This window comes from Devosia sp., assembly GCF_028290435.1.
Classification (GTDB): Bacteria; Pseudomonadota; Alphaproteobacteria; order Rhizobiales; family Devosiaceae; genus Devosia.
This window is the reverse complement of sequence record NZ_JAQGJV010000074.1, coordinates 1-23719: the sequence shown is the minus strand read 5'-3', so window position 1 is coordinate 23719 and position 23719 is coordinate 1. Positions and strand designations below refer to the sequence as shown.

Here is a 23719-nt window from a genome sequence, read left to right as displayed (position 1 = left end):
CTCAATGCGTTACCTCCCCCATTCCGACGCCGAACGCGCAGAGATGCTTGGCGTGATCGGCGCGACGTCGATCGAGGCGCTGTTCAGCGCCGTGCCAGCCAAGGCGTTGAAAACGTTCGACCTGAACCTGCCCAAGCACAGCCCCGAATACCTGGTCGAGGCCCATATGAAGGCGCTGGCCGGCAAGAACCGCGCCGGCAGCGACGGTCCGTTCTTCGTCGGCGCTGGCGCTTATCGCCACCATGTGCCGGCGACGGTCGATCATCTGATCCAGCGCTCGGAGTGGCTGACGGCCTATACGCCGTACCAGCCAGAAATCTCGCAGGGCACGCTGCAGATGCTGTTCGAATTCCAGACCCAGGTGGCCAAGATCACCGGCATGGATGTGGCGAACGCCAGCCTCTATGACGGCTCGACCGGCACGGCCGAAGCTGTGCTGATGGCGCGGCGGTTGACTCGGCGCAACAAGATCGTGCTATCGGGCGGGCTGCACCCGCACTACCGCGACGTGGTGCGCTCCTATCTCAAAGACGATGCCGATCTTGAATGCCTATCGGCTTCTCCCGAGGGCCAGGGCGATATTCTCGATCATATCGACGAGACGACCGCGGCCATCGTCATCCAGACGCCGGACTTTTACGGCCACTTGCGCAATCTCAAGACCGCCGCCGACGCCGCCCATGCCAAGGGCGCGCTGCTGATCGTGGTGGTGACCGAGATCGTCTCGCTGGGCCTACTGGAATCGCCCGGTGCCTATGGGGCCGATATCGTGGTGGCCGAGGGCCAGTCGATCGGCAATGCTCTGAATTTTGGCGGGCCGTATCTCGGCTTGATGGCGACGCGTAAGGAATTCATCCGCCAGATGCCGGGCCGGCTGTGCGGCGAGACTGTCGATGCCGATGGGCAGCGCGGGTTTGTGCTGACGCTGTCGACCCGCGAGCAGCATATCCGCCGCGAGAAGGCGACCAGCAATATCTGCACCAATTCGGGGCTGTGTGCGCTGGCGTTCTCGATCCATATGGGGCTGCTCGGCGAGGCTGGCTTCACCAAGCTGGCACGGCTCAACCATGCGCGGGCCTGTGCGCTGGCTGATGCTTTGACCGGCATCCCGGGCGTGGAACTGCTCAACAAGACCTTCTTCAACGAGATGACCATTCGGGTTGCTGTTCCGGCAGCGCCATTGGTCGAGGCCTTGGCCGCACGGGGCATCCTGGGCGGAGTGCCGGTCAGCCGGCTGGAGCCCGAAAACCCCAATGTTGCCAACCTGTTGGTCCTAGCAGCGACGGAATTGACGACCGACGAAGATATCGCGGCCCTGGTGGCGGCGTTGACGGAGGAATTGGCATGAGCATGAACACGCAAGGCCGCCCCACTGGCACCGGCACTTCGGGCTTCGCCTCCACCTCCGGCTCCTCGATGCTGCCGAATGAACCGCTGCTGTTCGAGATCGGCGATACCGAGCATTCGGGCGTCGATCTGCCGGACGCGGAAATTTCGACCAGCCGCCTCGGCGGCTTTGAGCGCAAATCGGCGCTTGATCTCGCCGGCCTAACCGAGCCTGAGGCGATGCGCCACTATGTGCGGCTGAGCCGGCTGAACCACTCGATCGATAGCGGCATGTATCCGCTGGGGTCGTGCACGATGAAGCATAATCCGCGGCTGAACGAGAAGATGGCGCGCCTGCCCGGCTTCGCCGATATCCATCCGCTGCAGCCGGTTTCGACCGTGCAGGGCGCGCTGGAACTCATGAACGAACTCAGCCACTGGCTGATGACGCTGACCAATACGGCAGCCGTGGCGCTGACGCCCAAGGCCGGCGCGCATGGCGAATTGCTCGGCATGATGACGATCAAGGCGGCGCAGGATGCGGCCGGTCAAAGCCACCGCACGGTGGTTTTGGTGCCCGAAAGCGCCCATGGTACCAATCCGGCCACGGCCGCATTCCTGGGCTACACCGTCAAGCCGATCCCGGCGCGGGACGATGGCACCGTGGATGTGCAGGCGGTCAAGGATGCGCTGTCGCCGGACGTGGCGGCGATCATGTTGACCAATCCCAATACGTGCGGGCTGTTCGAACCGCAAGTCATTGAAATTGCTCAGGCAGTTCATGATGCCGGGGCGTTCTTCTATTGCGATGGGGCGAACTTCAACGCCATCATGGGCGTGGTGCGGCCGGGTGATCTCGGCATCGACGCCATGCATATCAACCTGCACAAGACCTTCTCGACGCCGCATGGTGGCGGGGGTCCGGGTGCGGGTCCGGTGGTGCTGTCGGCGGCGCTGGCGCCGTTCGCTCCGGTGCCGTTCGTGCGCAAGAGCGCGGGCGGGCTGGAACTGGTCGAACATGCAGAAGGTGACGCCCTGGGTCGCATCACCGCGTTCCAGGGTCAGATGGGCATGTATGTCCGTGCGCTGACTTACATGCTGTCGCACGGCGGCGATGGATTGGCACAGGCGGCGCAGGATGCGGTGCTCAATGCCAACTACATCAAGGCGCGGCTCGCTCATGCCTTCTCGGTGCCGTTCGGAGATTACCCGACCATGCATGAGGCACTATTCGACGATACGTTCCTGGCCGGGACCGGTGTCACCACGCTGGACTTTTCCAAGGCGTTGATCGATGAGGGTTTCCATCCGATGACGATGTATTTCCCGCTGGTGGTGCATGGGGCGATGCTGATCGAGCCGACTGAAAGCGAGAGCAAGCAGACGCTGGACCGGTTCTGCGAGGTGATGGAGGAACTGGCCGCCGACGCCAAGGCGGGGAATACGGAACGCTTCACCGCGGCGCCGATGAAGGCACCGCGGCGCCGGCTGGACGAGACGCGGGCCGCCCGCTCGCCGATCCTGCGGTGGGAGCGGCCGAAGGAATTGCCGCAAGCGGCGGAGTAATTTCGCCGGTTTTACCGATCTTCCAACCACGATGCTGCCCGCGGACTTGATCCGCGGGTCGCTATCCTCGCGAACCGAAGGTGGGTGCGTGTGGGGAGTGGGCCACGGTGCAAGCCCGTGGGTGGGATGCGGTAGTGCCCACTACGTGGGTAGGATGCGATAGCCGCACAAACACTGGCGGGCGTGATGTGCCTACTGGACCATCACGAAACGCGTATCGCCTTACTTGCCAGTATCGAAGCCGACCCAGATGGTGATGTCTTCGCCGCCCAAATAGGGAATGGCGACGTTCTGGACGACCTTGATGAAATTGCCAGCCTGCGCCGGCGGAGTGATGGCGACAGGTATCTGGTATTTTTCCGAGAATATGGCCTGCTTGTCGCGCTCGACAGCGAAGCGGATCGGCACGGTGACCGAGGTCTGGGTGCCGGTGGGGCCGAGCAGGACGCGGCCTTCGACACCCATCTGCACGGTGATCAGGCCATTGGACACCACGCAATTGCGGGTGCTCTTATCGATGACGCCCTGATATTGCAGCGTGCGCGGATCGCCGACCTTGCCATTGCCATAATAGAACATGGCCTCGGTGCCGGTTCGCACCTTGATGGGTGGGCAGGCAGTGGCGATTGCGGGGAGAGCGCTGGTCTGCGCCTGGGCCATGGCCGTCGGGGTGGCGTTGGAATTGGCGAGGTTGGCATCGGCCGCGGGCGAGCCGCCGCCAAACATGCCGCCCATGCTGCAACCGGCCAGCGCCGCTGCGACGAGCCCGGTGGCGCCAATGGCAAGACCGCGTCGCGCAGCCAGGGTCAGGGTGGACTTGAGCATGAAATCGTCTCCTAACGCAGATACTAGCTGTTGGCGGTTTCGAGCGCCATCAGGATGGCGGGAGCGCCACTGGCCGACACGCCGGGCGCGTCTTCGACGAATACGTTGTCGACAATGCCGTCGCGAATGATCATGGCCGCGCGGGCATAGCGTGTGCCCATGCCGCTGCCGCTGAAATCCTTGGCCAGGCCCAGCGCCTTGGCGAGTTCGGCATTGCCGTCGGCGATGAAATCCACCTTGCCGAGGGCGCCAGAGGCTTCGGCCCATGCTTTCATGACATGCTGGTCATTGACCGATGCGCAGACGATGCGGGTAATCCCGGCAGCGCGCAGCTTGGCCTGATTGGCGATGAAGCCCGGCAGGTGATTGACGTGGCACGTGGGCGTGAACGCGCCGGGGACCGAGAACAGAACCACAAGCCCGGTGCCGAGGATGGCGTCGCTGGTGCTATCGGCAATGCCATTGGCATCGACAAGCTTGACCCGCACCGACGGGACCGGATTACCGCGCTCGATCATATAGGATTATGCCCCTTCATTGCTGGCGGCCTTGCCCGCTGCCAGCGACGCTTGAATTGCTGGGAACCCGGATATGCGGCTTTGCCCCCGCATGCAAGGCATTGCGCCCTGCTCCCGATCGCCCTCGTGACCTTATTCGGCCGTTTGAACCGGCCGGGTGATTTCATATGCTCCCATATCAGTAGTGAATGTGAGCTGAACGGGGCGGTTTTCCAAGTTAATTTCGTGGGTTTTGCCCAAGACCGGGACCAGCACTAGATCGGGTTCGGGACTTTTTTGCGGCGCGCCAAAGAAGGGCTCGCCATCGGCGGTGGAGACGATCAGGGAATCCGGATCGACGGCGGGATCGGTGACGTGCACCAGGAGCATCTGGTCCGCGGCGCGATACTGGACATCGCCGATGGGCTGGACAGCGTCGGGCCAGGCAATCGGCGCCATGGCCACGGCCTGGCGGATGCGCAGGCCATTGGGCATGTCCTTGGTTCCATCCACCGGCAGGCTGAACTTGGCCTGGGCGGGCACGCAGATATCGGAGCAGACGCCCATCACCACGGCGACCTCGATCTGCGCGGTGGCGGCGTCGAGGGTCAGTTGGACGGGCAGCAAGGTAGGGCCGTGATAGACGTAATCGAGGTAGCGACCCGACTGGTCGCGTTCGGGATAGGGCCACGAAATCGCGTCGCCGGTAATGCCCTGCGAGCCGGCGAAATCGAGTTCGGTGGGCAGGCCTGTCTCGCCGGGGATGCGCCAATAGGTCTTGGTGTTTTGGGGCATGTCCAATTCGACGCCGAGCCAAGTGGTTCCATCGGGCTTGATCGTGCCGGCGCTGACCAGCCGCATGGTGACCCCCGGTGCCACGGTTTGCCACGGCGTTTCGGCCGCTGCGACAGGTGTAGCGAGCAGGCTGAGCAGCAAAAGGACTTTAGGGTAAATTCGCATGGACACTCGTGTAACCCAGGATATCCGCGCCGCCTAGCGTCCCATGTTCATGGCTTCGTGAGGCTCGCACTGAAGCATGGGCGAGCGTTACCTTGGCAGCGGGGGCCGCAGCCTTTAGAATGGAACCATGAACTCACTTGAAGGACAATTCCTGGTGGCCATGCCCGACATGGCCGATGAGCGCTTCGCCGAGAGCGTGATCTTTCTCGTGGGCCACAGCGATGATGGCGCCATGGGCCTCGTGGTCAACCACGAACTGGACATGCGCTTCGCCGATATCCTGGACGAGCTGGACCTCGGCGATCCGGACATGATCATCCGCCTGCCCGACGCGATCCGCGAGCGCGCGGTGATGCGCGGCGGACCGGTGGAAAAAGGGCGAGGCTTCGTGCTGCATTCGCCCGATTTTTCCAGCGGCAACACCTATGAGGTGGCCAACAATATCTGCCTGACGGCGACGCTGGAAGTGCTCAAGGCAATGGCGTTCGGGCCCGCGCCCAAGGCGGCCCTGTTCGCACTGGGCTGTTGCGGCTGGGCACCGGGGCAGCTTGAGGGCGAGATTGCGCAAAATGGCTGGCTGACCGTGCCGTTCTCGCGCGAATTGCTATTCGAGACGCCGGTGGACCGGCGCTATGACGCGGCGCTGGGGATGTTGAATATTACGCGCGCGACGCTGAGCCCAGATGCGGGGCACGCTTAGGGCCCGGCACCAGCCTGATCCAATCCCTCAAGCAGAAGTTATGTTGCATGTCGATCAGTCCCAACTCACGGAAGTCGGCGCCACAGGCAGGCTGGCCTGCGATCGCGGCCAATGGCCTGCTCACTGCGGCCATGGTGTTCGGTGTCATTCTGTTGATTGGCGCGGTCAACATGCTCAAGGCCGGAGAGCCACCGCTGGCAATAGCCGCGGTAGCGGCGGCGGCCATGTTCTCGGGCGGGTTTGGTGCTTACCGGCTCTATCTCCTCCACCTGTCGGACCAGGTGACGGCGGCTCGCGAAGCAGCCATCGCAGCGCGTTATCCCGACCAACCCTGGATGCTCAACCCAACCTGGGCCAAGGGACGCTTGGTGGACAGCCAGATCGGCCGGATCGTCTTCCTCTGGCTGTTTTGCGCGGGTTGGTGCGGCGGCATCGTCATTATCCTGGTTCAACGCAAGGATGCTGTGATCGCCGCCCTCAGTTCCTGGGATAGATGGGGCAACTGGGCACTTGGCGCCTTCTTCATTCTGATGACACTCATGGCGCTGAACCTGGCGGTGAAGCGGACACGCCTCTGGCTGCGTATGGGCGGCGGCGTCCTGGTGATCGATCCGCTGCCAGGCCGATTGGGCGGGCAGTTTAAAGCCCGACTGGAGACCCGGTTGCGCAAACCTCCAACCGTGCCCATTCGCATCGAGTTGACGTGCACCCGCCGCGGCTATCGTCGCGACGGACGCCCAGGCAATACCGAGGAGCAAGTTTGGTCCGCAGTGGAAATGGTTGAGCCCGCCAAGCTGCGACGTGCACCGGCAGGGGTTGTCGTACCGGTGGCCTTCGGGCTGCCCGCGGAGCTGCCACAAACGGGTAGCGAGGCTGGCGCCACCGACATTGTCTGGACCTTGCGCATCGCGACTGCCGCCAAAACCGGCGCCATGCGGCACAGCTGGCCAGTGCCGGTGTATCGAGCTTCGCGCTAACCCGCCGTTTCCCGAGCCGGCAGGCGGGCGACCTGGGCGGCAAGTTGTTTGCCGAATTCGGGGGCGGTCATGGCGGCGCCGAAGGCAAAACCCTGGCCAAAGCGGCAATTGAACTGGCGCAGCCGTTCGACTTCCTCGGGAGTCTCGACGCCCTCGGCGATTACGGCCAGATCGAGATCGTTGGCGAGGGCAACGATGGCCCGGATGATCGGGCCCTGGGTGTGCCCGATGCCATTGGTGTCGCCCATCTTCACGAAATCAGCCGGAATCTTGATGGTGTCGAAGGGGAAGCGGTGCAGGTAGCTCAGCGATGAATGGCCGGTGCCGAAATCATCCAGCGCCAGGCCGAGGCCCATGCCGCGCAGGGCTTCGAGCATATAGGCGGAATGCTCGGGATTGGTCATCACCTGGGACTCGGTGAGTTCGAGCTTGAGGTGATTGGCGATACCCGGATTTTGCGCAATCACGGCGCGGATATCGTTGAGCAGGCTCGGCGCGGCAAGTTGGCCGGGGGATAGATTGACCGAGACGAAGAATTCTTCCGGCAGGCCCGGAATCGAGGTCATCCAATCGCGCGTCTGGTAGGCGGCCTGTTCGAAGGCGATGCGGCCCAGGCGTTCGATCTGGCCGGAGCGTTCGGCCAGAGTGATAAATTCGGAGGGGGCGACGATGCCACGCGTGGGGTGGAGCCAGCGCATCAGGGCTTCGGCCCCGGCGATGCGGCCCGAGACGATGTCCATGATCGGCTGGAACTGGACCTGCAACTCGCCCTGCTTCATGCCGCGTTCGAGGTCTTCCTCGCTGGCGCGATTATAGGCCGAAATCGAGCGGGCGGAGGCGCGATAGGCCTCGATGCGATCGCCGCCGAGGCGTTTGGCGTAATACATGGCCAGTTCGGCATCGCGCAGCACATCGGCGGCGCTGGCGGGGTTGCTGTCATAGATGGTGACGCCGATCGAGGCGGACAGGGTCAGGTCGCGGTCGCCGAAATTGAAGGGGGCCTTGAGGGCCTTGCGGATCTGTTCGGCGGTTTCGGCGATCTTGCCGGCGGCCTGCTCAGAGGCGAGGATGACGGCGAACTGGTCGCCAGCGACGCGGGCCACGGTATCGAGCGGGCGCATGACCCGGGCGATGCGGCGCGACACGGCCAGCAGCACCGAATCGGCGGCGGAGTGGCCGATGCGCTCTTCGAGGTCCATGAATCGATCGATATCGATGAGGAACACGGCGGGCTTGGTGCCGCCCGGGGTGCGGGCGCGCACCAGGGCGCGCTCCAGCCGGTCGAGCAGAAGCTGCTTGTTGGGCAGGCCGGTGAGGCTGTCATGAACGGCGTCATGCAGCAGGCGCTCGCGGGAGGCGCGGTCTTCGGTGACATCCTGCAGGGTGCCGACGATACGGTTGACCTGGCCGTCGCCACCCAGCACCGGCTTCACCCGCATGCGGAAGGAGCGATAGCTGCCGTCGTGGCCGGCAATGCGCATATCGGCCGAGACCTTGCCGCGGCGCAGTTCGACCAAGGTATCGAAGGCGGTGCGGAAGCGGTCGCGATCATCCGGATGCACGCGATCGAGCCAGCGCTTGATGGCGCCGCGCAGGGCGCCGCGCTTTTCGCCGAGGCGGGTGGCGAGTTCGTCGGAGACGGAGACGCGGTCGCGCTCGATGTTCCAGTCGAAGACGAAATCGCCGGAGCCGGTGAGGGCTAGGGCGCGGCGTTCGACTTCGGAGAGGGTGCCGATGGAGACTTGGCCTTCCGAGAAGGCGTGTTGCACTGAGGTGAAGCCGAGCAACATGACGAGCAGGACGAGGCCACCGGCGACGGCGGGCTGGGCGATGTCGTTGGAGACCTGGCCGGTGATGACCAGCCAGCCGTAGAACAGCCAGGCGATCAGGATGATCCAGGTGGGGACAAGCAGCACTGCGCGGTCATAGCCGCGTAGCGCGAGCAGCAGGATCAGGAAGAAGCCTGAGACGCCGAGCAGTGCCAGCACCAGCCGGGCGATGGTGGCGGCGATGGCCGGCTGGAAAAAGGCGAAGGCGAAGAGCGCTAGGAACAACGCCGCGAGGCCGAGCGCGAGGTGGATGAAGCGCAGATGCCATCGGTGGAGGTTGAGGTAGATGAACAGGAATCCGGCCAAGGTGGTGGCGATGCCTGCCTCCGAGGCGGCGCGGAAGGGTTGCATGCCGCCGCTAGAGAGGCCCAACAGGCGGCCGAGGACGCCGAAATCGATCAGCAGGTAAATCAGCACGGCCCAGGCGAAGGCGGCGGTCGCGGGGAAGACGCCGCGGCCCTTGACGACGAACATAATGGTGAGGAACACGGCTGCCAGCGAAGCGACGCCGAGGACCACGCCGCGGAACAGGGTGAAGGAGTTCACATAGTCGCGGTAGGCATTGGGTTGCCAGAGGTAGAGTTCGGGCAATTGGCCGGAGGTGAGTTCGGCGACGAAGGTGACGGTGGCGCCGGGATCGAGGGTGACTTCGAACACGTCGGCTTCCGGATCGGCCAGACGGACCGGGCGAATGCCGGCGCTGGGGGTCAGAGCGTTGATGCGGTCATCGCCCAGATCGGGGCTGAAGACGCCGGAGCCGGGCAACCGGAAAAATGGCGCCACGAGCAGGCGCTCGATCTGCTGGTCGCTCTCGTTTTTGAGCGCGAACAGCGCCCAATCGGGATTGGAGCCCTGCTGGGTGGCCAAAACTTCGATGCGGCGGATGATGCCGTCCTCGCCGGGAGCGGTCGACAATTGCACCTTGCCCTCGGTGCCCGGCTGGACCTCGACGACATCGGACAGATTGACGGCGTTGACGTCTTCGGGGACGGAAATCACTTCGAAGGCGGCGGCTGGAGCGAGGATTCCAAGCGCGAACGCAAGACACATCGCGAGTGCTAAAAGGTGACGCATCAGAGGCGATTATATCCTGCGCTAGGCTTCATTATGGCAGCGAAACGGCGCTCGACTGTTTCGGCGTCGCGGCCATCACGGTGTCCTCTTGAGGGGAGCGCTCTTTGGTAGCGGGGATTGACCCATGCGACAAGCGTTGTGGGCTGTTGCCGAATGGCCACAGAGTCTCAGGCATGCCGCGGGCGGCGGCGCATTTCGTAGCGTTCGCGAGTGAGGCCGAAGAGGACATGGTCCTCCCAGCGACCGTCTATTTGCAGATAGCCGGCGGCAAAGCCTTCTTCGATAAAGCCGTTTTTTTCGAGCACGCGGCGCGAGGCGGTGTTGCCGGGCAGGAACGCGGCGTGGAGGCGGTGCAGGTCGAGGCTGTCGAACACAAACGGCAATGTGATGCCGACGGCCTCGGTCATCATCCCCTGCCCGGCGAAGTCGCGGCCCATCCAATAGCCCAGATTGGCGAACTGGGCGGCGCGGCGGCGGATATTGGAGAGGGTAATGCCGCCCACCAAGGTCTCCTTGCCGCCGGCGGTGGCAAAGACCAGGAAGGAATAGTCGCTGCCGTCCTCAGCCTCCTGCCGCGCGCGCTTGACGCGGGCGGTGAAGACCGAGCGGGCCAGGTCGGCTTCGGTCCAGCGCGGCTCGAAGGGTTTCAGGAAATCGCGGCTGGTTTTGCGCAGGCTATACCAGGCCTGATAATCGCCATGCTGAGGCAGACGCAGCACCAGGCGCGGGCCCTTGAGGGTTATCAGCGACGCCGGCGATGACCAGGGCCAAATCATCGCCTTGGCCCGCTCAGCGCTTGAGCAGGCCGCCGACGGCCTCGAGATCGGGCAAAGCATCGATCGGGCCGATGCCAGCCAGCGTTGGCGTTCCGGACAGGAAAATCTGCTCGGCCACATCCTTGACCCGCTGGGCAGTGATGCGATTGATGCGCTCGACGGTTTCGGCCATCGGGATGGGGCGGCCCCAGAGAATCTGCTGGCGCGCGAGCTGACCGGCGCGAGCCGATGGGCTTTCCAGCGACATCAAAAGGCCAGCGCGGATCTGGTTGCGGACGCGGATGACTTCCTCGTCGGTGATGGTCTGGGTGGCGCGGCGCAGTTCGTCGATGACGACGGGCACCAGATCGCCCACCTCGTCCTCGCCGGTCGCGGCGGCGACGCCGAACACGCCGCTATCGGCAAAGGCCCAGTGGAACGCATAGACCGAGTAGCAGAGGCCGCGCTTTTCGCGCACTTCCTGGAACAGGCGGGAGCTCATGCCGCCACCAAGGATGGAGGCCAGCACCTGGGCAGCGTAGAAGCCGTCGGAATTATAGGCGCGGCCTTCGAAGCCGATGACGATATGGGCCTGCTCGTGCTCGGAGACGAGGCGCTCTTCGCCGCCCTTGTATTCGGCGCGCTGGGGCGCTGGGGCGCCATTGGCCTTGAGGGTGGCAAAGCGCTGTTCGGCGACCTTGACCAGCTCGTCATGATCGACATTACCGGCGGCGGCCATGACCATATGGTCGCCCACATAGTTCCGGTTGAGGTATTTGCGGATCACTTCCGGCTTGAATTCACGCACCGATTCGACAGTGCCCAGAATGGTGCGGCCGATCGGCTGCTCGGGGAAAGCGGCGGCCTGGAACAAGTCGAACACGTGGTCGTCGGGATTGTCGCGCGCGGCGCCGATTTCCTGGACGATGACCTGTTGCTCGCGTTCCAGTTCTTTTTCGTCGAACAGGGAATTCTGCAGGATATCGCTGAGGATATCGGCGGCCAGCACCACGTCCTCTTTCAGCACGCGGGCGAAATAGCCGGTGTGTTCGATCGAGGTCGCAGCGTTGAGATCGCCGCCGACGTCTTCGATCGCCTCGGCGATTTGCAGGGCGGTGCGCGACGTGGTGCCCTTGAACGCCATGTGTTCGAGCAGGTGGGAAATGCCGTGTTCGGCCTTGCGCTCACTGCGGGCGCCGGCCCGGACCCAGACGCCCAGCGAGGCGCTTTCGAGATGGGGCATATCGTCCGTAAGGACGACCATGCCGTTGTCCAGGGTTGTCGATTGTAGACTCACGCAATCCTCCCGGCACCGGCGGTCAATGACCGCTCAATGCTTGTGTTATGCTGCACGCGTTCGCGCCCTGATGAAGTCTTCGACCGCAGATTGGTCGTTGGCAAGGACGCTGAGGCGTTCCTCGCGCTGATGCAAATCGGCGAGCCATGCCGGCAGGGCCGGCGCGATGCCGCTAGCCGCTGTCACCGCATCGGCGAACTTGGCCGGATGGGCGGTGGCGAGCGTGACCATGGGGGTGCTGGCCTGGCGCTCATGGCGAGCTACGTGCACGCCAACGGCGGTGTGGGGATCGAGCAGGTAGCCCGAATTCTTGTAGGTTGAAGTAATCGCCGCGCGGGTCTCGGCCTCGCCGGTGGTGCCGGCGGAGAATTCGGCGCGGATATTGGCCAAAGCTGCATCTGGCAGTGCGAAGCCGCCGGATTGCTTGAGACTATCCATCATACGGTTGACGGCGCTGGCATCGCGGCCGGCGGCGTCGAACAGCAGGCGCTCGAAGTTCGAGGAAATCTGAATATCCATGGACGGGCTGATGGTGGGCTCTACGCCGTCCATCTGATAGCGGCCGGTAGCCATGGTGCGGGCCAGAATATCATTGGCATTGGTGGCGATGATCAGGCGATCGATCGGCAGGCCCATGCGCTTGGCGGCATAGCCGGCGAAGATATCGCCAAAATTGCCGGTCGGCACGGTGAAGCTGATTTTGCGCTGCGGGCTGCCCAGGGAGGCCGCCGCGGTGAAATAATAGACGATCTGCGCGACGATACGGCCCCAATTGATGGAGTTCACGCCCGAGAGGCGCACCGAGTCGCGGAAGCGGTGGTTGTTGAACAGCGCTTTGACGACGTTCTGGCAATCGTCGAACGTGCCTTCGAGCGCGATGTTATGCACGTTCGCGTCAAGCACGGTGGTCATTTGCAGGCGCTGCACTGTGGAGGTGCGGCCAAGCGGATGCAGGATGAAAATGTCGGTGGTGTCGCGACCGCGAAAAGCCTCGATAGCGGCGGAGCCGGTATCGCCGGAGGTGGCGCCGACAATGGTGGCGCGCAGTTTGCGGGTGGTCAGGATGTGATCCATCACCCGGCTGAGGAACTGCATCGCCACGTCCTTGAACGCCAAGGTGGGGCCATGGAACAGTTCGAGCGCGAAATGGCCGGGCTCCAGTTCAACCAGCGGGGCGACTGAAGGGTGGCGGAAGCCGGCATAGGCTCCATCGATGATGGATTTGAGCGTGGCCGGGGCAATCTCGTCGCCGACGAAGCGCGAGATGATGGCATAGGCCACGTCGCTATAGGGCTTGCCTGCGAAACCGGCGATTTCGTCAGGACCGATCTGGGGCCAGGATTGCGGAACATAGAGTCCGCCATCGGTGGCAAGGCCGGCCAGCACTGCATCGGAGAAGCCGAGCGACGGCGCTTGGCCGCGCGTAGAAACAAACTGCATCGAGGGGAAGAGCCCTTTTAGAATTGGTGCAACCTAGTCAAACGAGGGGCGAGGCGCAACCTCTGGCGTGAGCGGCGCTTGCTTCACCTCTCCCTCTGGGGGAGAGGTCGACCCTCTGGGTCGGGTGAGGGGGCCTTTACCGGGTGAAGTGTGCGCGGAAGGCCCCCTCACCCGGCGCTGCGCGCCGACCTCTCCCCCGAAGGGAGAGGTGAAGAGGCGGTCGGCCTTACGTCACCCGCCGCTGCCGCCACAGCCAGAAGCCGAGCATGATCGGGGTGATGATGGCGAAGCCGAACCAGGTGTAGGCATAGCCCAGGTGGTTGTTGGGGAATTCGACCACAGTCTCTCCGCCTTGCGGCAGCACGCCGGGGGCGCCGGCGGATTGATCGATGTAGAACGGGGCGAAGGGCGCGAGAGCGGGATCGACCATGGCGGCGAGGCGAACCGGATCGCGGACCCATTCGATGCGGGAGGAGGTGTTGGCCTCGGGGATGAACCAGCCGGCCGCTTCGGCCGGGCGGAGCAGGCCGGTGATGGTGACGAGGCCCTGCGGCGCGCCAGGATCGTTGAGCGCGGCTTCCTGCAGGTTTTCGGGCACGAAGCCGCGGTTGACGAAGACGGTGCCGCCGTCTTGCAGCACGAAGGGGGTGACGACCCAGTAGCCGGGACCAGAGGCCGGGCCCTTTCCGTCAACGAGGCTGGTGAAGACGGTGACGGCCTGGTCGTTCTTGAAGGTGCCGGTCAGCGACATCGGGGAGAAGTTCAGCTTCTCCAGATCGAGCGTGGCCCATTGCGCCTGGGGCGGCAGCGGCGCGGGCGGCAGGTTCAGGCGTTCGGCGACGACGGCGATCAGGGCTTCCTTTTCGGCCAGCCGCTCGATCTGCCAGACGCCGAGCCAGGCGAAGACCACGGTCAATGCCACCATGAGCGCCACGAAGCTCCAGCGCAGCACCGGGCTGAGCCGCTTGGGGGAAACTGCCTCGGCCATCATTGATGCCCTTCATGTGCGTCGTGACGATATTGCAGCGCCACCAGAGTTGCCTTGAACGGCGGGAGTAGCGCCAGCGACAGCAGGATGGTGGCCGGAATCCACAGCATCAGGTGAACATAGGGCGGCAGGCTGACCAGGGCGCCGGTGATCACGGCCAGGAGGATAATGATCGGGCTGACGAGGAAGATCACGAACACCGCGGGGCCATCGCCGCTATCGGCGAATTTGAGATCGAGGCCGCAAACCGAGCAGGTCGGGGCGATCTTGAGATAGCCGGAGAACAGCTTGCCCTCACCGCAACGCGGGCAGCGGCACAGCAGGCCCACCACGAAAGGATTGATCCGGGACGATGTCACGTGGCTGCCTTCAAAAAATTCGGGGCGCAGCTAGTGCTGCGCCCCGAGAAAATCGATGCCGTTCGATCAGCCGCCGTGGCCAACCGCAACGCCCCAGCTGCCCCAGACATAGATCGAGGCAAACAGGAACAGCCAGACCACGTCCACGAAGTGCCAATACCAGGCGGCGAACTCGAAGCCGAGGTGCTTTTCCGGGGTGAACTGGCCGCGCTCGGCGCGGATCAGGCAGACGATCAGGAAGATGGTGCCGATGATCACATGGAAGCCATGGAAACCGGTCGCCATGAAGAAGGTAGCGCCATACATGTTGCCGGCAAACGAGAACGCGGCTTCACGATATTCGGTGAACTGCACGAAGGAGAACAGCAGGCCCAGCGCGATGGTCAGCACCAGGCCCCAGCGCAGGCCCTTGCGGTCGCCGGCCAGCAGGGCATGGTGCGCCCAGGTTACGGTGGTGCCCGAGGTCAGCAGGATCAGCGTGTTGAACAGCGGCAGGTGGAACGGGTCGAACAGCTCGATGCCGGTCGGCGGCCACTGGGAGCCGGTCGCGGCGACGCGGGCATACTGCTCAACGTCGCTGTGGCGGAAGAAACCGTCGAAATAGGCCCAGAACCAGCCGACGAAGAACATCACTTCGGACGCGATGAACAGCATCATGCCGTAGCGATGGTGCATCTGCACCACGGGCGTGTGCGCCTTGGTCTGGGTGGATTCCTTGATGACGTCGCTCCACCAAGCAAAGAACGTGTAGAGCACAATGGCCAGCCCAGCGAGGAACACCCATGGCGTCCAGTGGTGCATCCAGAACACGCCGCCCATCGCCATGATCAGCGTGCCCACCGAGCCGACAAACGGCCACGGGCTCGGCTCTACCATGTGATAGTCGTGATTTACCTCAATCGCGGCCATTGTTCAGCTTCCCTTTTTGACTGGGTAGAATGTGTAGGAGAGCGTCAGCTCTTTGAGTGTGTCGAGTTCCGCGTTCTGGGCCAGATCGGGATCGACGAAAAAGACGATCGGCATCTGAACGGTTTCGCCCGGCTGCAGCGTCTGCTCGGTGAAGCAGAAGCATTCGATCTTGTTGAAGTAGTAGCCGGCGCGTTCGGGCGAGACGTTGAAAATCGCCTGTCCGGTAACCGCGTGGTCCGAATTGTTGGTGGCCACGAAATTGACGGTATCGACCTTGCCGATATCGTCGGTGATCGGCTTGGAGGGGGTGACCGTCCAGTTCAGCCCGCCATCGACATTGCTGTCGAAGCGCACGGTCATCGGCCGGGCGATGACGCCCTTGGGATTGTCGGTCGCATTCTGGGTGGTGCCACCATAGCCGGTGGCTTCGCAGAACATCTGGTAGAGGGGAACAGCCGCATAGGCGACGCCCACCATGCTGGCCACGACGGCCAGGCAGATGAAGCCGACGCGCTGGTTGCGGCGCATCTGCGGGGTCACCGGCGGAAGGGTCGTCGTTCCGGCCATCAGATCGCCCGGTCGAACACGGCCGGGCCCATCTTGATGATGGTCAGCACGTAAAAGGTAATGGCGAACAGGGCCAAGGCCGCGCCCAGCGCGAGCGAGCGGCGGCGGCGCACCTTGGCGCGGGCGGCCTCGATCTCGGGCGGATAAATGATGACTTCGCGGATTTCGTTTGGCGCGCTCATCCGATGACACTCCCAAAACGCGTTAGCAGATTGTCGGTCAGCAGCGCGAAGAAGACGATGAAGAGATAGCTCAGCGAGTAGGTGAACAGCGTGCGCGCGGCCTTGCGCATTGGCACGCCATCTTCGGCCCGGAACAGCTTCCAGGCCAGCCACAGGAACATGACGCCAGTCAGCACTGCGACCACGGTATAGACCATGCCCGAGAAGCCCATGATCGTGGGCACCAAAGCCGAGACGGCCAGCAGTACTGAGTAAACCAGGATCTGCAGCTTGGTGGAGGCTTCGCCCTTGACGTTGGGCATCATCGGGATGCCGGCAGCCCCGTAGTCCGACTGCTTGTAGAGCGCCAGCGCCCAGAAATGGGGCGGGGTCCACAGGAAGATGATCATGAACAGCGCCACGCTCTCGATGGAGATGGTGCCGGTGACGGCAGCCCAGCCAACCATGGGCGGGAAGGCGCCGGCCGCGCCACCGATGACGATGTTCTGCGGCGTCGAGCGCTTGAGCCACATCGTATAGATGACTGCGTAAAAGACGATGGTGAAGGCGAGGAGCCCGCCCGCGACCCAATTGGTGGCGAGGCTCAGCAGGGCGACGGAGAACACCGAAAGCACAAGGCCAAACACCAGCGCTTCTTCACGGGTGATACGGCCGGCTGGGATGGGACGATTGGCGGTGCGGCTCATGATGGCGTCGATATCGCTATCGTACCACATGTTGAGTGCGCCCGAGGCCCCTGCCCCGATGGCGATGCAGACTATGGCGATGACGGCGATGACCGGGTTGATGGCGCCGGGCGCCACCAGCAGGCCGACAATGGCGGTGAACACCACCAGCGACATGACACTCGGCTTCAGCAGCGCGAGGTAGTCTTCTACCCGTGCTTCACCCGCCGGGACGGGAATGCTGTTGGAGTTGTCGATAAATGCCACGCGCCTTGCCTTTGTTGGATGGGCCGCCAGTGGCGGCCCATATTGTCGTCAGTGAACGTTGGTCGAGTCGATCTTGGGAAGGGTCGAGAACTGGTGGAACGGCGGAGGCGAGCTCAGCGTCCATTCCAGTGTCGTCGCGCCATCGCCCCACGGGCTGTCGCCAGCCGGACGCTTGGCCCGGAACGCTTCCCAGGTGGCGTAGAAGAAGATCAGCATGGAGACGAACGTGATGTAGTAGCCGATCGAGGAGACGCGGTTCCACATGCCGAAGGCATCGGGGTAATCGATGTAGCGGCGCGGCATGCCGGCAAGGCCGAGGAAATGCTGCGGGAAGAACACCAGGTTCACGCCGATGAACATCGACCAGAAGTGAATCTTGCCCAGGGTTTCCTTGTACATGTAGCCGAACATTTTCGGGAACCAGTAGTACCAGCCCGCGAAGATCGAGAACACGGCACCCAGCGACAGCACGTAGTGGAAGTGCGCCACCACATAGTAGGTGTCGTGCAGCACGCGGTCGGCGCCGGCATTGGCGAGCACCACGCCGGTCACACCACCAACGGTGAACAGGAAGATGAAGCCGATGGCCCAGAGCATGGGCGTCTTGAAGGTGATGGAGCCGCCCCACATGGTGGCGATCCACGAGAAGATCTTCACGCCCGTCGGCACTGCGATGACCATGGTGGCGGCCACGAAGTAGCGCTGCACGTCGAGGCTGAGGCCGGTCGTGTACATGTGGTGAGCCCACACCACGAAGCCGACGAAGCCGATGGCCACCATGGCATAGGCCATGGCGAGGTAGCCGAACACCGGCTTGCGGCTGAAGGTCGAGATGATGTGGCTGACGATGCCGAAGCCCGGCAAGATCATGATGTACACTTCAGGATGCCCGAAGAACCAGAACAGATGCTGGAACAGCACCGGATCGCCGCCCTGATCGGACTTGAAGAAGGCGGTGCCGCAATTGCGGTCGGTCAGCAGCATGGTGATGCCGCCGGCGAGCACTGGCAGGGCCAGCAACAGCAGGAAGGCGGTGACCAGGATCGACCACACGAAGAGCGGCATCTTGTGGATGGTCATGCCCGGGGCACGCATATTGAAGATGGTGGTGATCAGATTGATCGCGCCAAGGATCGAGGAAATACCCGCGACGTGCAGCGCCAGGATCGCGAAATCCATCGCCGGACCAGGCTGGCCGGTCGTTGACAGGGGCGGATAAATGGTCCAGCCGCCGCCGGTGCCGTTCATGTTGGCGCCATCGGGGCCAGCAAAGAAGAAGGACATCAGCAGCAGGATGAAAGCGGGCGGCAACAGCCAGAAGGCGATGTTGTTTATACGCGGGAACGCGGTATCGGGCGCACCGATCATCAGCGGGGCAAAGTAGTTACCGAAGCCGCCGACCGTCGCGGGCATGACCATGAAGAAGATCATGATGAGCGCGTGAGCGGTGGTGAACACATTGTACATGTGCTTGCCGGCGTCGATGGAGGGATCACCATTGATGCCGTACACCATGGATGCGAGGCCATTGAAAATCTGGATGCCGGGTTCCTGCAGCTCCATGCGCATGAAGCCAGAGAGCAGACCACCGACGATGCCCGCGATGATCGCGAACACCAGGTACATCACACCGATGTCCTTGTGGTTGGTCGAATAAACGTAGCGCCGCCAGCCGGTTGGGGTGTGGTGGTCATGCGAAGCCGCGCCATCGTGGCCGGTTGCATGTGCTTCGAGATGAGTGGTGTCGGCCATGGCTGAAGTCCCCTAACCCTTATTCTTATTTGACTGCTGCGAGGGTGGCATTGGCGACTGCATAATCGCCGCTGCTCTCAAACGCCGCCATGAATGCGGTAAACTCGTCCTTGGTGACGACACGCACCGCGATCGGCATGAAGGCATGGTCCTTGCCGCACAGCTCGGAACACTGGCCGTAGAATATGCCGGTTTCGCGCGAATTGAACCACGTTTCATTGAGACGGCCCGGAACGGCGTCGATTTTGATGCCGAAGGACGGCACGGCAAAGGCATGGATCACGCCGCTCGGATCGGCAGTCACCTGCACGCGCACGGTGGTGTCGACGGGTACCACCAGCTCATTATCCACTGCCAGGAGGCGAGGCTGACCGGGCTTGACCGCCTGAACATAGCCGTCCTTGGGTTCACCAAGGATATTGCTGTCAAAGGCCTTACCCTGGTCGACATATTCGTAATTCCAGTACCACTGATTGCCCGTCGCCTTGACGGTCAAGCCGGGTGCGGGAACATCGACATCGCCAAAGGAGAAGATGTCATGGCCCAGATATTTGCGCTGCCCGTCGGGCGTCGTCAGCTGATCCGACAGCACGCCGAACGAGGGGATGGCAATGACGATCAGGACGATGATGGGCAGGACGGTCCAGAGGATTTCCACCAGCGTATTGTGGGTGGTCTTGGACGGAACCGGGTTGGCCTTGGCATTGAAGCGCACGGCCACGACGATGATCAGGCCCAGGACCAGGGCCACGATCAGGCCGCACATCCACAGCAGAATGCCGTTATGGAAGGCAACGATGGAGTCCATGATCGGCGTCACTGAACGCTGGAGCGCGTACTCGCCGGGCAATGGCTGACTGCCGCTCTCTACGGGGGCGGTTTCCTGCGCCCATGCCACGACTGGCACGAACGACAGCGCGGCGGCTGCCACGGCTCCCAAACGCTTCTTGAACTGTCCGGTCACCGAAAACCCCCTATAGACTGCCATTGGTGCGCGGCGCCAGGATTGAGGGGTAAAGTGCGGCATAGCAAACGCCGCCCCGACTCAACCTCGGAGCGCTAAACTCAACTCCGAGCTAAATCACATCGAAGGAGCCAAGTCCATTCTGCCGATACGCCATTCCCATGCGTCATAATGTGCCCTCCCCTTGAAAATGGCCTCACCCTCGCCGCACTTTGCGGCCCATATCGCCCGAAAATCGGGCTTAGTTGACAGGGCATGGCACCTGTCGGAAACAGGCAATAGTCCTCGCGCTTGCGCGATTCGACGGGAGAATTGATCGAGTGATGGCGATTTTGAAGCGCAAGCTGGTCCTCGCAGGGCTGACCGCAACGGTTTTGGCGCTTGCCGGAGGCGCCGCTCTCGGCCAGGGCGTGGTACGCGCCCAGTTCGGCGACTGGCAGATGAGCTGCGATACGCCCCCGGGCGCGAGCTTTGAGCAATGCGCCATCATTCAGAATGTGATGGCCGAGGACCAGCCCAATGTTGGCCTGTCAGTGATCGTGCTGAAGACAGCCGACCAGCAGGCGCGCCTGCTGCGGGTGCTGGCGCCGCTCGGCGTGCTGCTACCGAACGGGCTTGGCCTCAATGTCGATGGCAAGGATATGGGCCGCGTCGCCTTCGTGCGCTGCCTGCCCAATGGTTGCGTGGCCGAAGTGGTGCTCGACGACAAGATGATCGAGACGCTGTCGACCGGCAAGGACGCCATTTTCGTAGTGTTCAAGACCCCCGAGGAGGGCATCGGCATCCCGGTGTCGCTCAACGGCTTCAAGGACGGTTTCGCCCAACTCCCTTGATCGCGAGGCAGCCGATGGAAGAAGAACGACGCGCCGTCATCCGCCACCGTACGCTCAAGGGTGGACGCATCGTGGTCAATGATGGCTTCTCCACCTATCAATGCACGGTGCGCAATCTGTCCCCGGCCGGGGCGCAGCTTCGCGTCACCAGCATCATCGGCATTCCCGACAGCTTCGATCTGCTGCTCGACGACAAACAAAGCTTCGCCTGCACCGTCATCTGGCGGCGCGAGACGGAACTCGGCGTCAGCTTTAGCTGACCGATGATTTGCCGGTAGCGACCGCGAGTTGCGCGGCGAAGGCGCGCCGGTAGGCGGGACGCGCTTCGGCGCGGGCGGTGTAGGCGGCCAGGGTCGGAAATTCTGCCAGCAGGCCCGATGGACGCACCCTGAGCAGCACGTGCACCATCATCAAATCCCCCACGGTGAAGGCGCCATCGAGCCAGTCGGCATCGCTTAGGCGAGCGGCAAGCTGAGTGAACCGATCGCGGATGCGATCCATGACGAGCGGCAGGCGCTGCTCGAACCAAGGCTTGTTGCCCTCCCCAAACTTGAGGGTCTGCAGTTCCAGGATCGGTGGCTCCACCGTACCGACGGCGGCAAACATCCAGGTGATGGCGCGCGCCCGAGCATTGGCATCGGCCGGCAGCAGGCCCGGATGGTGCTCGGCGATGTGGAGCAGGATCGAGCCCGTTTCGAACAGGGCCAGATCGCCCTCCTCATAGGTGGGAATCTGCCCGAACGGCTGGAGCGCCAAATGGGCGGGCTGCTTCATCGCCGCAAACGACACCAGGCGGACAGTGTAGGGCTGGCCCACCTCTTCGAGCGCCCAGCGAACGCGCATGTCACGCGCGAGTCCTTGGCCCCGATCGGGCGAGCTTTCAAAGGCGGTAATGGTTGGGGTCATCGGAGGCTCCTGATTGCCGTGCTTTCCCATACGACGAGCGACGCAGACGCCGTCCGACATGCGGCGTGGATTTTTGCCAAGATGCCGTGTCGTGGCTAGGGGACGGCTTTCCAGAGGCGTTCGCCATAGGCGCCGGTCGGGCCGCCGAGGCGCATGTAGTTGTCGAGGACCGAGCTAACCTCGATGCCGTTCGGGAAGATGTCCGCGATCTGGGACGCGTAGGCGGCTATCGCATTCAATTTGCCCGGCAGGTCGACGGGGACAATTTGCGAGCCAGCCGCCTGCCACGCGGTTCTTTTGAGTGCGGCGTCTACCGTGTCGGGCGCTGTGACGGGAAACACGCCCGTCGCATATGGCATGTCTTCATAGAGGGCGACGCTCATCGGTCGGACCTCGGCCAGGCGGCGCAGGGCATTGGTGGTCTGGATATGATCGGCGTGGCGGCCGACGCCAAGCGGGGTCAAGACCAGATCAGGGGACAGGTCGGCAATCCATTGATCGAGCAGGTGGGATAGGGCCTCACCGACATCGTCGTGTTCGGGGGGTTGCGAGAAGATCGACTGCCGGGTGGGATAGAGGAAGTTGCCATCGCGATCGGTCCGGTAGAGGGCGTCGAGCAACGGGCCGTGCAGGGTGCGCGCACCGAGGGCACCGACGGCAGCGATGTCTTCGTTGCGTCGGTGTTCGAACGGGTTCGAGCCGAGGTTCCATAACGCGTGCAGTTCGATAGCGAGGGGAGAGATGGCCATGCCGGGCGGCGTATCGGCGGTGAAGGCGGTCGCCACGATCACGTCGGCACCGTTGGCGGCAGCCTTTTCGATGAGGCCACCGACGCTCAGCACCCCGTCATCCAGATGTGGCGAGACCACGAGAATCGTTTTGTAGCTGTTCAGATCAATCTGCATTTCGGTGCCGTCTTGTGCGCCGGGGCGACCATACAGAGGGTGTGGCTCGCCGAATATCCTTGCGGGGGGCGTCCCAAACAAAAAAGCCGGACAAGCGCGAGGCGCTCATCCGGCAAGTCATCAGGATAGGCCGGTGGCAAAACCGGCCCGGGAGATGGCACGAGCAATCCGGACGGACAATTCATGCCAACGAGGTGGCACATGGCCAAGGCCATGCGCAATTTCAAGCGCGACTGAAGCGGGGGGCACTCCAGAGCGGATGTGGTGAGCGCCGGTTTCGTCAGAAACAAGGCGGCCATCACGCTGCGACACCAGATCGCAGCGATAGGCCGGTGTTATTCGCTCAGAGGCGAGCTTTGACGGCGCGGGCGGCGGTCAGCTTGCGGCCGGCAGCGGTCCCATTGAGGCGCATCGCATCGACCACATCCTGGCGATCGATGCCCAGATCGTTGAGGCGATTGTGGTCCAGTTTCAAAAGGGCAGCCAGCGCAGTCCGGCGGGTGCGCGCGGCTTGGGCTTTGGCGACCCAGCGAGCGAACACGGCGAAGGGACTGAGGGGCATGGCGGCCACGGAGGGCCGCTCGCCGGGAAGCGAGAGAGCCATGGGAATTCTCCAGAAATGTTGTTTTGCCGAAGGGAGCCGGCGGGTTCAGCGCCGTCTTGGCGCCAATGAGGATCAGATAACGCTCTGGACATCCATTCGTCTAACAAATAGATTTCATTCACTCGATCAATTTCAGTGATGAGATACGCCGATGACCGCCCCCCTCGATCTGGACCAGTTGCAGAGCTTTTGCGCGATCGCCGATTGCGGCAGTTTCACCGAGGCGGCGCGGCGGGTGAACAAGACCCAGTCGGCGGTGTCGATGCAGATCAAGCGGCTCGAAGAGCGGCTCGGCCATGCCCTCCTCACCCGCGACGGGCGCGGCGTGAAGCTCACCCAGCACGGCGAGGCGCTCTATTCGCGGGCGCGCAAGATGCTGAAGATCAATGCCGAGATCATGGACGAATTTTCCGACGAGGATTTGGCCGGCGCCATCCGCTTCGGGCTACCGGACGACTACGCAGTGCGTTTGCTGCCGGTGATCCTGTCGAGCTTCCAGAAGACCCATCCGCGGATCATGCTCGACGTCAAATGCGCCTCGTCGGAGGAGTTGCTCGAGGGGATGAAGCGCG

At 63.2% G+C, this 23719-nt stretch carries 25 protein-coding genes; 7 read left to right on the top strand and 18 right to left on the bottom strand.

Annotated elements, in window-relative coordinates; all coding sequences use genetic code 11:
• The first annotated feature begins 4 nt into the window (after positions 1 to 4).
• Both gcvPA and gcvPB read left to right on the top strand, forming a co-directional pair.
• Positions 5 to 1348: an aminomethyl-transferring glycine dehydrogenase subunit GcvPA gene (gene gcvPA / locus JWP26_RS15415; RefSeq protein WP_299729501.1), complete on the top strand. Its 1344-nt coding sequence runs from the start codon at positions 5 to 7 to the stop codon at positions 1346 to 1348.
• A complete protein-coding gene (gcvPB, locus tag JWP26_RS15410) occupies positions 1345 to 2892 on the top strand; it encodes an aminomethyl-transferring glycine dehydrogenase subunit GcvPB (RefSeq protein ID WP_299729498.1) in 1548 nt (515 codons plus the stop codon). Before gcvPA ends, gcvPB begins: the two co-directional genes overlap by 4 nt.
• A 222-nt stretch (positions 2893 to 3114) precedes the next feature.
• Here the strand turns inward: gcvPB and JWP26_RS15405 are convergent, their stop codons facing one another.
• The 3 genes from JWP26_RS15405 to JWP26_RS15395 all read right to left on the bottom strand — a co-directional run bounded on the left by JWP26_RS15405 (position 3115) and on the right by JWP26_RS15395 (position 5174).
• A complete protein-coding gene (locus tag JWP26_RS15405) occupies positions 3115 to 3717 on the bottom strand; it encodes a hypothetical protein (protein WP_299729495.1) in 603 nt (200 codons plus the stop codon).
• A gap of 23 nt (positions 3718 to 3740) precedes the next feature.
• On the bottom strand, positions 3741 to 4235 hold the full coding sequence (locus JWP26_RS15400; RefSeq protein ID WP_299729492.1) for a peroxiredoxin: 495 nt from the start codon (positions 4233 to 4235) through the stop codon (positions 3741 to 3743).
• 132 nt (positions 4236 to 4367) lie between these two features.
• Positions 4368 to 5174: a protein-disulfide reductase DsbD domain-containing protein gene (locus tag JWP26_RS15395; RefSeq protein ID WP_299729490.1), complete on the bottom strand. Its 807-nt coding sequence runs from the start codon at positions 5172 to 5174 to the stop codon at positions 4368 to 4370.
• A 127-nt stretch (positions 5175 to 5301) separates the two neighbouring features.
• Here JWP26_RS15395 and JWP26_RS15390 point away from each other — a divergent pair, with 127 nt between their 5' ends.
• Together JWP26_RS15390 and JWP26_RS15385 are read left to right on the top strand one after the other, a co-directional pair.
• Positions 5302 to 5874: a YqgE/AlgH family protein gene (locus JWP26_RS15390; protein WP_299729487.1), complete on the top strand. Its 573-nt coding sequence runs from the start codon at positions 5302 to 5304 to the stop codon at positions 5872 to 5874.
• 47 nt (positions 5875 to 5921) lie between these two features.
• The gene (locus JWP26_RS15385) at positions 5922 to 6851 is read left to right on the top strand and encodes a hypothetical protein (RefSeq protein WP_299729484.1); all 930 of its coding nucleotides are present in this window, start codon (positions 5922 to 5924) and stop codon (positions 6849 to 6851) included.
• Here JWP26_RS15385 and JWP26_RS15380 read toward each other — a convergent pair.
• From JWP26_RS15380 to coxB, 12 genes are all read right to left on the bottom strand, one after another.
• Positions 6848 to 9730: an EAL domain-containing protein gene (locus JWP26_RS15380; RefSeq protein ID WP_299729481.1), complete on the bottom strand. Its 2883-nt coding sequence runs from the start codon at positions 9728 to 9730 to the stop codon at positions 6848 to 6850. The two genes, JWP26_RS15385 and JWP26_RS15380, sit on opposite strands and share 4 nt — an antisense overlap.
• A gap of 191 nt (positions 9731 to 9921) precedes the next feature.
• Positions 9922 to 10530, bottom strand: coding sequence for a GNAT family protein (locus JWP26_RS15375; RefSeq protein WP_299729478.1), 609 nt, complete (start codon positions 10528 to 10530; stop codon positions 9922 to 9924).
• 13 nt (positions 10531 to 10543) lie between these two features.
• A complete protein-coding gene (locus JWP26_RS15370; protein WP_299729475.1) occupies positions 10544 to 11806 on the bottom strand; it encodes a pitrilysin family protein in 1263 nt (420 codons plus the stop codon).
• A gap of 45 nt (positions 11807 to 11851) precedes the next feature.
• Positions 11852 to 13246 carry a threonine synthase gene (gene thrC, locus JWP26_RS15365; protein WP_299729472.1) on the bottom strand — a complete coding sequence of 465 codons (1395 nt, stop codon included), beginning with the start codon at positions 13244 to 13246 and terminating at the stop codon, positions 11852 to 11854.
• Between the two features lie 226 nt (positions 13247 to 13472).
• Positions 13473 to 14234 carry an SURF1 family protein gene (locus JWP26_RS15360; RefSeq protein ID WP_299729469.1) on the bottom strand — a complete coding sequence of 254 codons (762 nt, stop codon included), beginning with the start codon at positions 14232 to 14234 and terminating at the stop codon, positions 13473 to 13475.
• Positions 14234 to 14593, bottom strand: a complete 360-nt coding sequence (locus tag JWP26_RS15355) for a DUF983 domain-containing protein (RefSeq protein ID WP_299729466.1) — start codon at positions 14591 to 14593, stop codon at positions 14234 to 14236. The genes JWP26_RS15360 and JWP26_RS15355 overlap by 1 nt, the downstream gene beginning before the upstream one ends.
• 66 nt (positions 14594 to 14659) lie before the next feature.
• Positions 14660 to 15502 (bottom strand): cytochrome c oxidase subunit 3, encoded by an 843-nt coding sequence (locus JWP26_RS15350; protein ID WP_299729463.1) that lies wholly within the window; start codon positions 15500 to 15502, stop codon positions 14660 to 14662.
• 3 nt (positions 15503 to 15505) lie between these two features.
• On the bottom strand, positions 15506 to 16069 hold the full coding sequence (locus JWP26_RS15345) for a cytochrome c oxidase assembly protein (RefSeq protein ID WP_299729460.1): 564 nt from the start codon (positions 16067 to 16069) through the stop codon (positions 15506 to 15508).
• Positions 16069 to 16251 carry a hypothetical protein gene (locus JWP26_RS15340; RefSeq protein ID WP_299729457.1) on the bottom strand — a complete coding sequence of 61 codons (183 nt, stop codon included), beginning with the start codon at positions 16249 to 16251 and terminating at the stop codon, positions 16069 to 16071. Before JWP26_RS15340 ends, JWP26_RS15345 begins: the two co-directional genes overlap by 1 nt.
• Positions 16248 to 17156, bottom strand: a complete 909-nt coding sequence (locus JWP26_RS15335) for a heme o synthase (RefSeq protein ID WP_299730325.1) — start codon at positions 17154 to 17156, stop codon at positions 16248 to 16250. The genes JWP26_RS15340 and JWP26_RS15335 overlap by 4 nt, the downstream gene beginning before the upstream one ends.
• A 75-nt stretch (positions 17157 to 17231) precedes the next feature.
• The gene (ctaD, locus tag JWP26_RS15330; RefSeq protein WP_299729454.1) at positions 17232 to 18935 is read right to left on the bottom strand and encodes a cytochrome c oxidase subunit I; all 1704 of its coding nucleotides are present in this window, start codon (positions 18933 to 18935) and stop codon (positions 17232 to 17234) included.
• 25 nt (positions 18936 to 18960) lie between these two features.
• Positions 18961 to 19923, bottom strand: a complete 963-nt coding sequence (gene coxB / locus JWP26_RS15325) for a cytochrome c oxidase subunit II (protein ID WP_299729451.1) — start codon at positions 19921 to 19923, stop codon at positions 18961 to 18963.
• Positions 19924 to 20222: 299 nt separating this feature from the next.
• Here coxB and JWP26_RS15320 point away from each other — a divergent pair, with 299 nt between their 5' ends.
• Both JWP26_RS15320 and JWP26_RS15315 read left to right on the top strand, forming a co-directional pair.
• Positions 20223 to 20732 carry an invasion associated locus B family protein gene (locus JWP26_RS15320; RefSeq protein WP_299729448.1) on the top strand — a complete coding sequence of 170 codons (510 nt, stop codon included), beginning with the start codon at positions 20223 to 20225 and terminating at the stop codon, positions 20730 to 20732.
• Between the two features lie 14 nt (positions 20733 to 20746).
• Positions 20747 to 20992 (top strand): PilZ domain-containing protein, encoded by a 246-nt coding sequence (locus JWP26_RS15315; protein ID WP_299729445.1) that lies wholly within the window; start codon positions 20747 to 20749, stop codon positions 20990 to 20992.
• Here JWP26_RS15315 and JWP26_RS15310 read toward each other — a convergent pair.
• From JWP26_RS15310 to JWP26_RS15300, 3 genes are all read right to left on the bottom strand, one after another.
• The gene (locus JWP26_RS15310) at positions 20985 to 21638 is read right to left on the bottom strand and encodes a glutathione S-transferase family protein (RefSeq protein ID WP_299729442.1); all 654 of its coding nucleotides are present in this window, start codon (positions 21636 to 21638) and stop codon (positions 20985 to 20987) included. The two genes, JWP26_RS15315 and JWP26_RS15310, sit on opposite strands and share 8 nt — an antisense overlap.
• 95 nt (positions 21639 to 21733) lie before the next feature.
• Entirely contained in the window at positions 21734 to 22543 is an 810-nt protein-coding gene (locus JWP26_RS15305; RefSeq protein ID WP_299729439.1) for a PIG-L family deacetylase, read from the bottom strand.
• Positions 22544 to 22886: 343 nt separating this feature from the next.
• On the bottom strand, positions 22887 to 23147 hold the full coding sequence (locus JWP26_RS15300) for a hypothetical protein (protein ID WP_299729436.1): 261 nt from the start codon (positions 23145 to 23147) through the stop codon (positions 22887 to 22889).
• 151 nt (positions 23148 to 23298) lie between these two features.
• Between JWP26_RS15300 and JWP26_RS15295 the strand changes: the two genes are divergently transcribed.
• Positions 23299 to 23719 (top strand): LysR family transcriptional regulator (locus tag JWP26_RS15295; protein WP_299729433.1); only part of this gene is annotated, 421 nt, incomplete at its 3' end.

What these genes read in the sequence shown, in the direction of transcription:
- JWP26_RS15380 (WP_299729481.1), bottom strand. Translation starts at nt 9,730, where the DNA reads ATGTGTCTTGCGTTCGCGCTTGGAATCCTCGCTCCAGCCGCCGCCTTC.
- JWP26_RS15340 (WP_299729457.1), bottom strand. Translation starts at nt 16,251, where the DNA reads ATGAGCGCGCCAAACGAAATCCGCGAAGTCATCATTTATCCGCCCGAG.
- JWP26_RS15390 (WP_299729487.1), top strand. Translation starts at nt 5,302, where the DNA reads ATGAACTCACTTGAAGGACAATTCCTGGTGGCCATGCCCGACATGGCC.
- JWP26_RS15405 (WP_299729495.1), bottom strand. Translation starts at nt 3,717, where the DNA reads ATGCTCAAGTCCACCCTGACCCTGGCTGCGCGACGCGGTCTTGCCATT.
- JWP26_RS15305 (WP_299729439.1), bottom strand. Translation starts at nt 22,543, where the DNA reads ATGCAGATTGATCTGAACAGCTACAAAACGATTCTCGTGGTCTCGCCA.
- JWP26_RS15360 (WP_299729469.1), bottom strand. Translation starts at nt 14,234, where the DNA reads ATGGCCGAGGCAGTTTCCCCCAAGCGGCTCAGCCCGGTGCTGCGCTGG.
- thrC (WP_299729472.1), bottom strand. Translation starts at nt 13,246, where the DNA reads ATGCAGTTTGTTTCTACGCGCGGCCAAGCGCCGTCGCTCGGCTTCTCC.
- JWP26_RS15310 (WP_299729442.1), bottom strand. Translation starts at nt 21,638, where the DNA reads ATGACCCCAACCATTACCGCCTTTGAAAGCTCGCCCGATCGGGGCCAA.
- JWP26_RS15375 (WP_299729478.1), bottom strand. Translation starts at nt 10,530, where the DNA reads ATGATTTGGCCCTGGTCATCGCCGGCGTCGCTGATAACCCTCAAGGGC.
- gcvPA (WP_299729501.1), top strand. Translation starts at nt 5, where the DNA reads ATGCGTTACCTCCCCCATTCCGACGCCGAACGCGCAGAGATGCTTGGC.
- JWP26_RS15350 (WP_299729463.1), bottom strand. Translation starts at nt 15,502, where the DNA reads ATGGCCGCGATTGAGGTAAATCACGACTATCACATGGTAGAGCCGAGC.
- JWP26_RS15320 (WP_299729448.1), top strand. Translation starts at nt 20,223, where the DNA reads ATGGCGATTTTGAAGCGCAAGCTGGTCCTCGCAGGGCTGACCGCAACG.
- JWP26_RS15385 (WP_299729484.1), top strand. Translation starts at nt 5,922, where the DNA reads ATGTCGATCAGTCCCAACTCACGGAAGTCGGCGCCACAGGCAGGCTGG.
- gcvPB (WP_299729498.1), top strand. Translation starts at nt 1,345, where the DNA reads ATGAGCATGAACACGCAAGGCCGCCCCACTGGCACCGGCACTTCGGGC.
- JWP26_RS15300 (WP_299729436.1), bottom strand. Translation starts at nt 23,147, where the DNA reads ATGGCTCTCTCGCTTCCCGGCGAGCGGCCCTCCGTGGCCGCCATGCCC.
- JWP26_RS15400 (WP_299729492.1), bottom strand. Translation starts at nt 4,235, where the DNA reads ATGATCGAGCGCGGTAATCCGGTCCCGTCGGTGCGGGTCAAGCTTGTC.
- JWP26_RS15315 (WP_299729445.1), top strand. Translation starts at nt 20,747, where the DNA reads ATGGAAGAAGAACGACGCGCCGTCATCCGCCACCGTACGCTCAAGGGT.
- JWP26_RS15345 (WP_299729460.1), bottom strand. Translation starts at nt 16,069, where the DNA reads ATGGCCGGAACGACGACCCTTCCGCCGGTGACCCCGCAGATGCGCCGC.
- ctaD (WP_299729454.1), bottom strand. Translation starts at nt 18,935, where the DNA reads ATGGCCGACACCACTCATCTCGAAGCACATGCAACCGGCCACGATGGC.
- coxB (WP_299729451.1), bottom strand. Translation starts at nt 19,923, where the DNA reads ATGGCAGTCTATAGGGGGTTTTCGGTGACCGGACAGTTCAAGAAGCGT.
- JWP26_RS15395 (WP_299729490.1), bottom strand. Translation starts at nt 5,174, where the DNA reads ATGCGAATTTACCCTAAAGTCCTTTTGCTGCTCAGCCTGCTCGCTACA.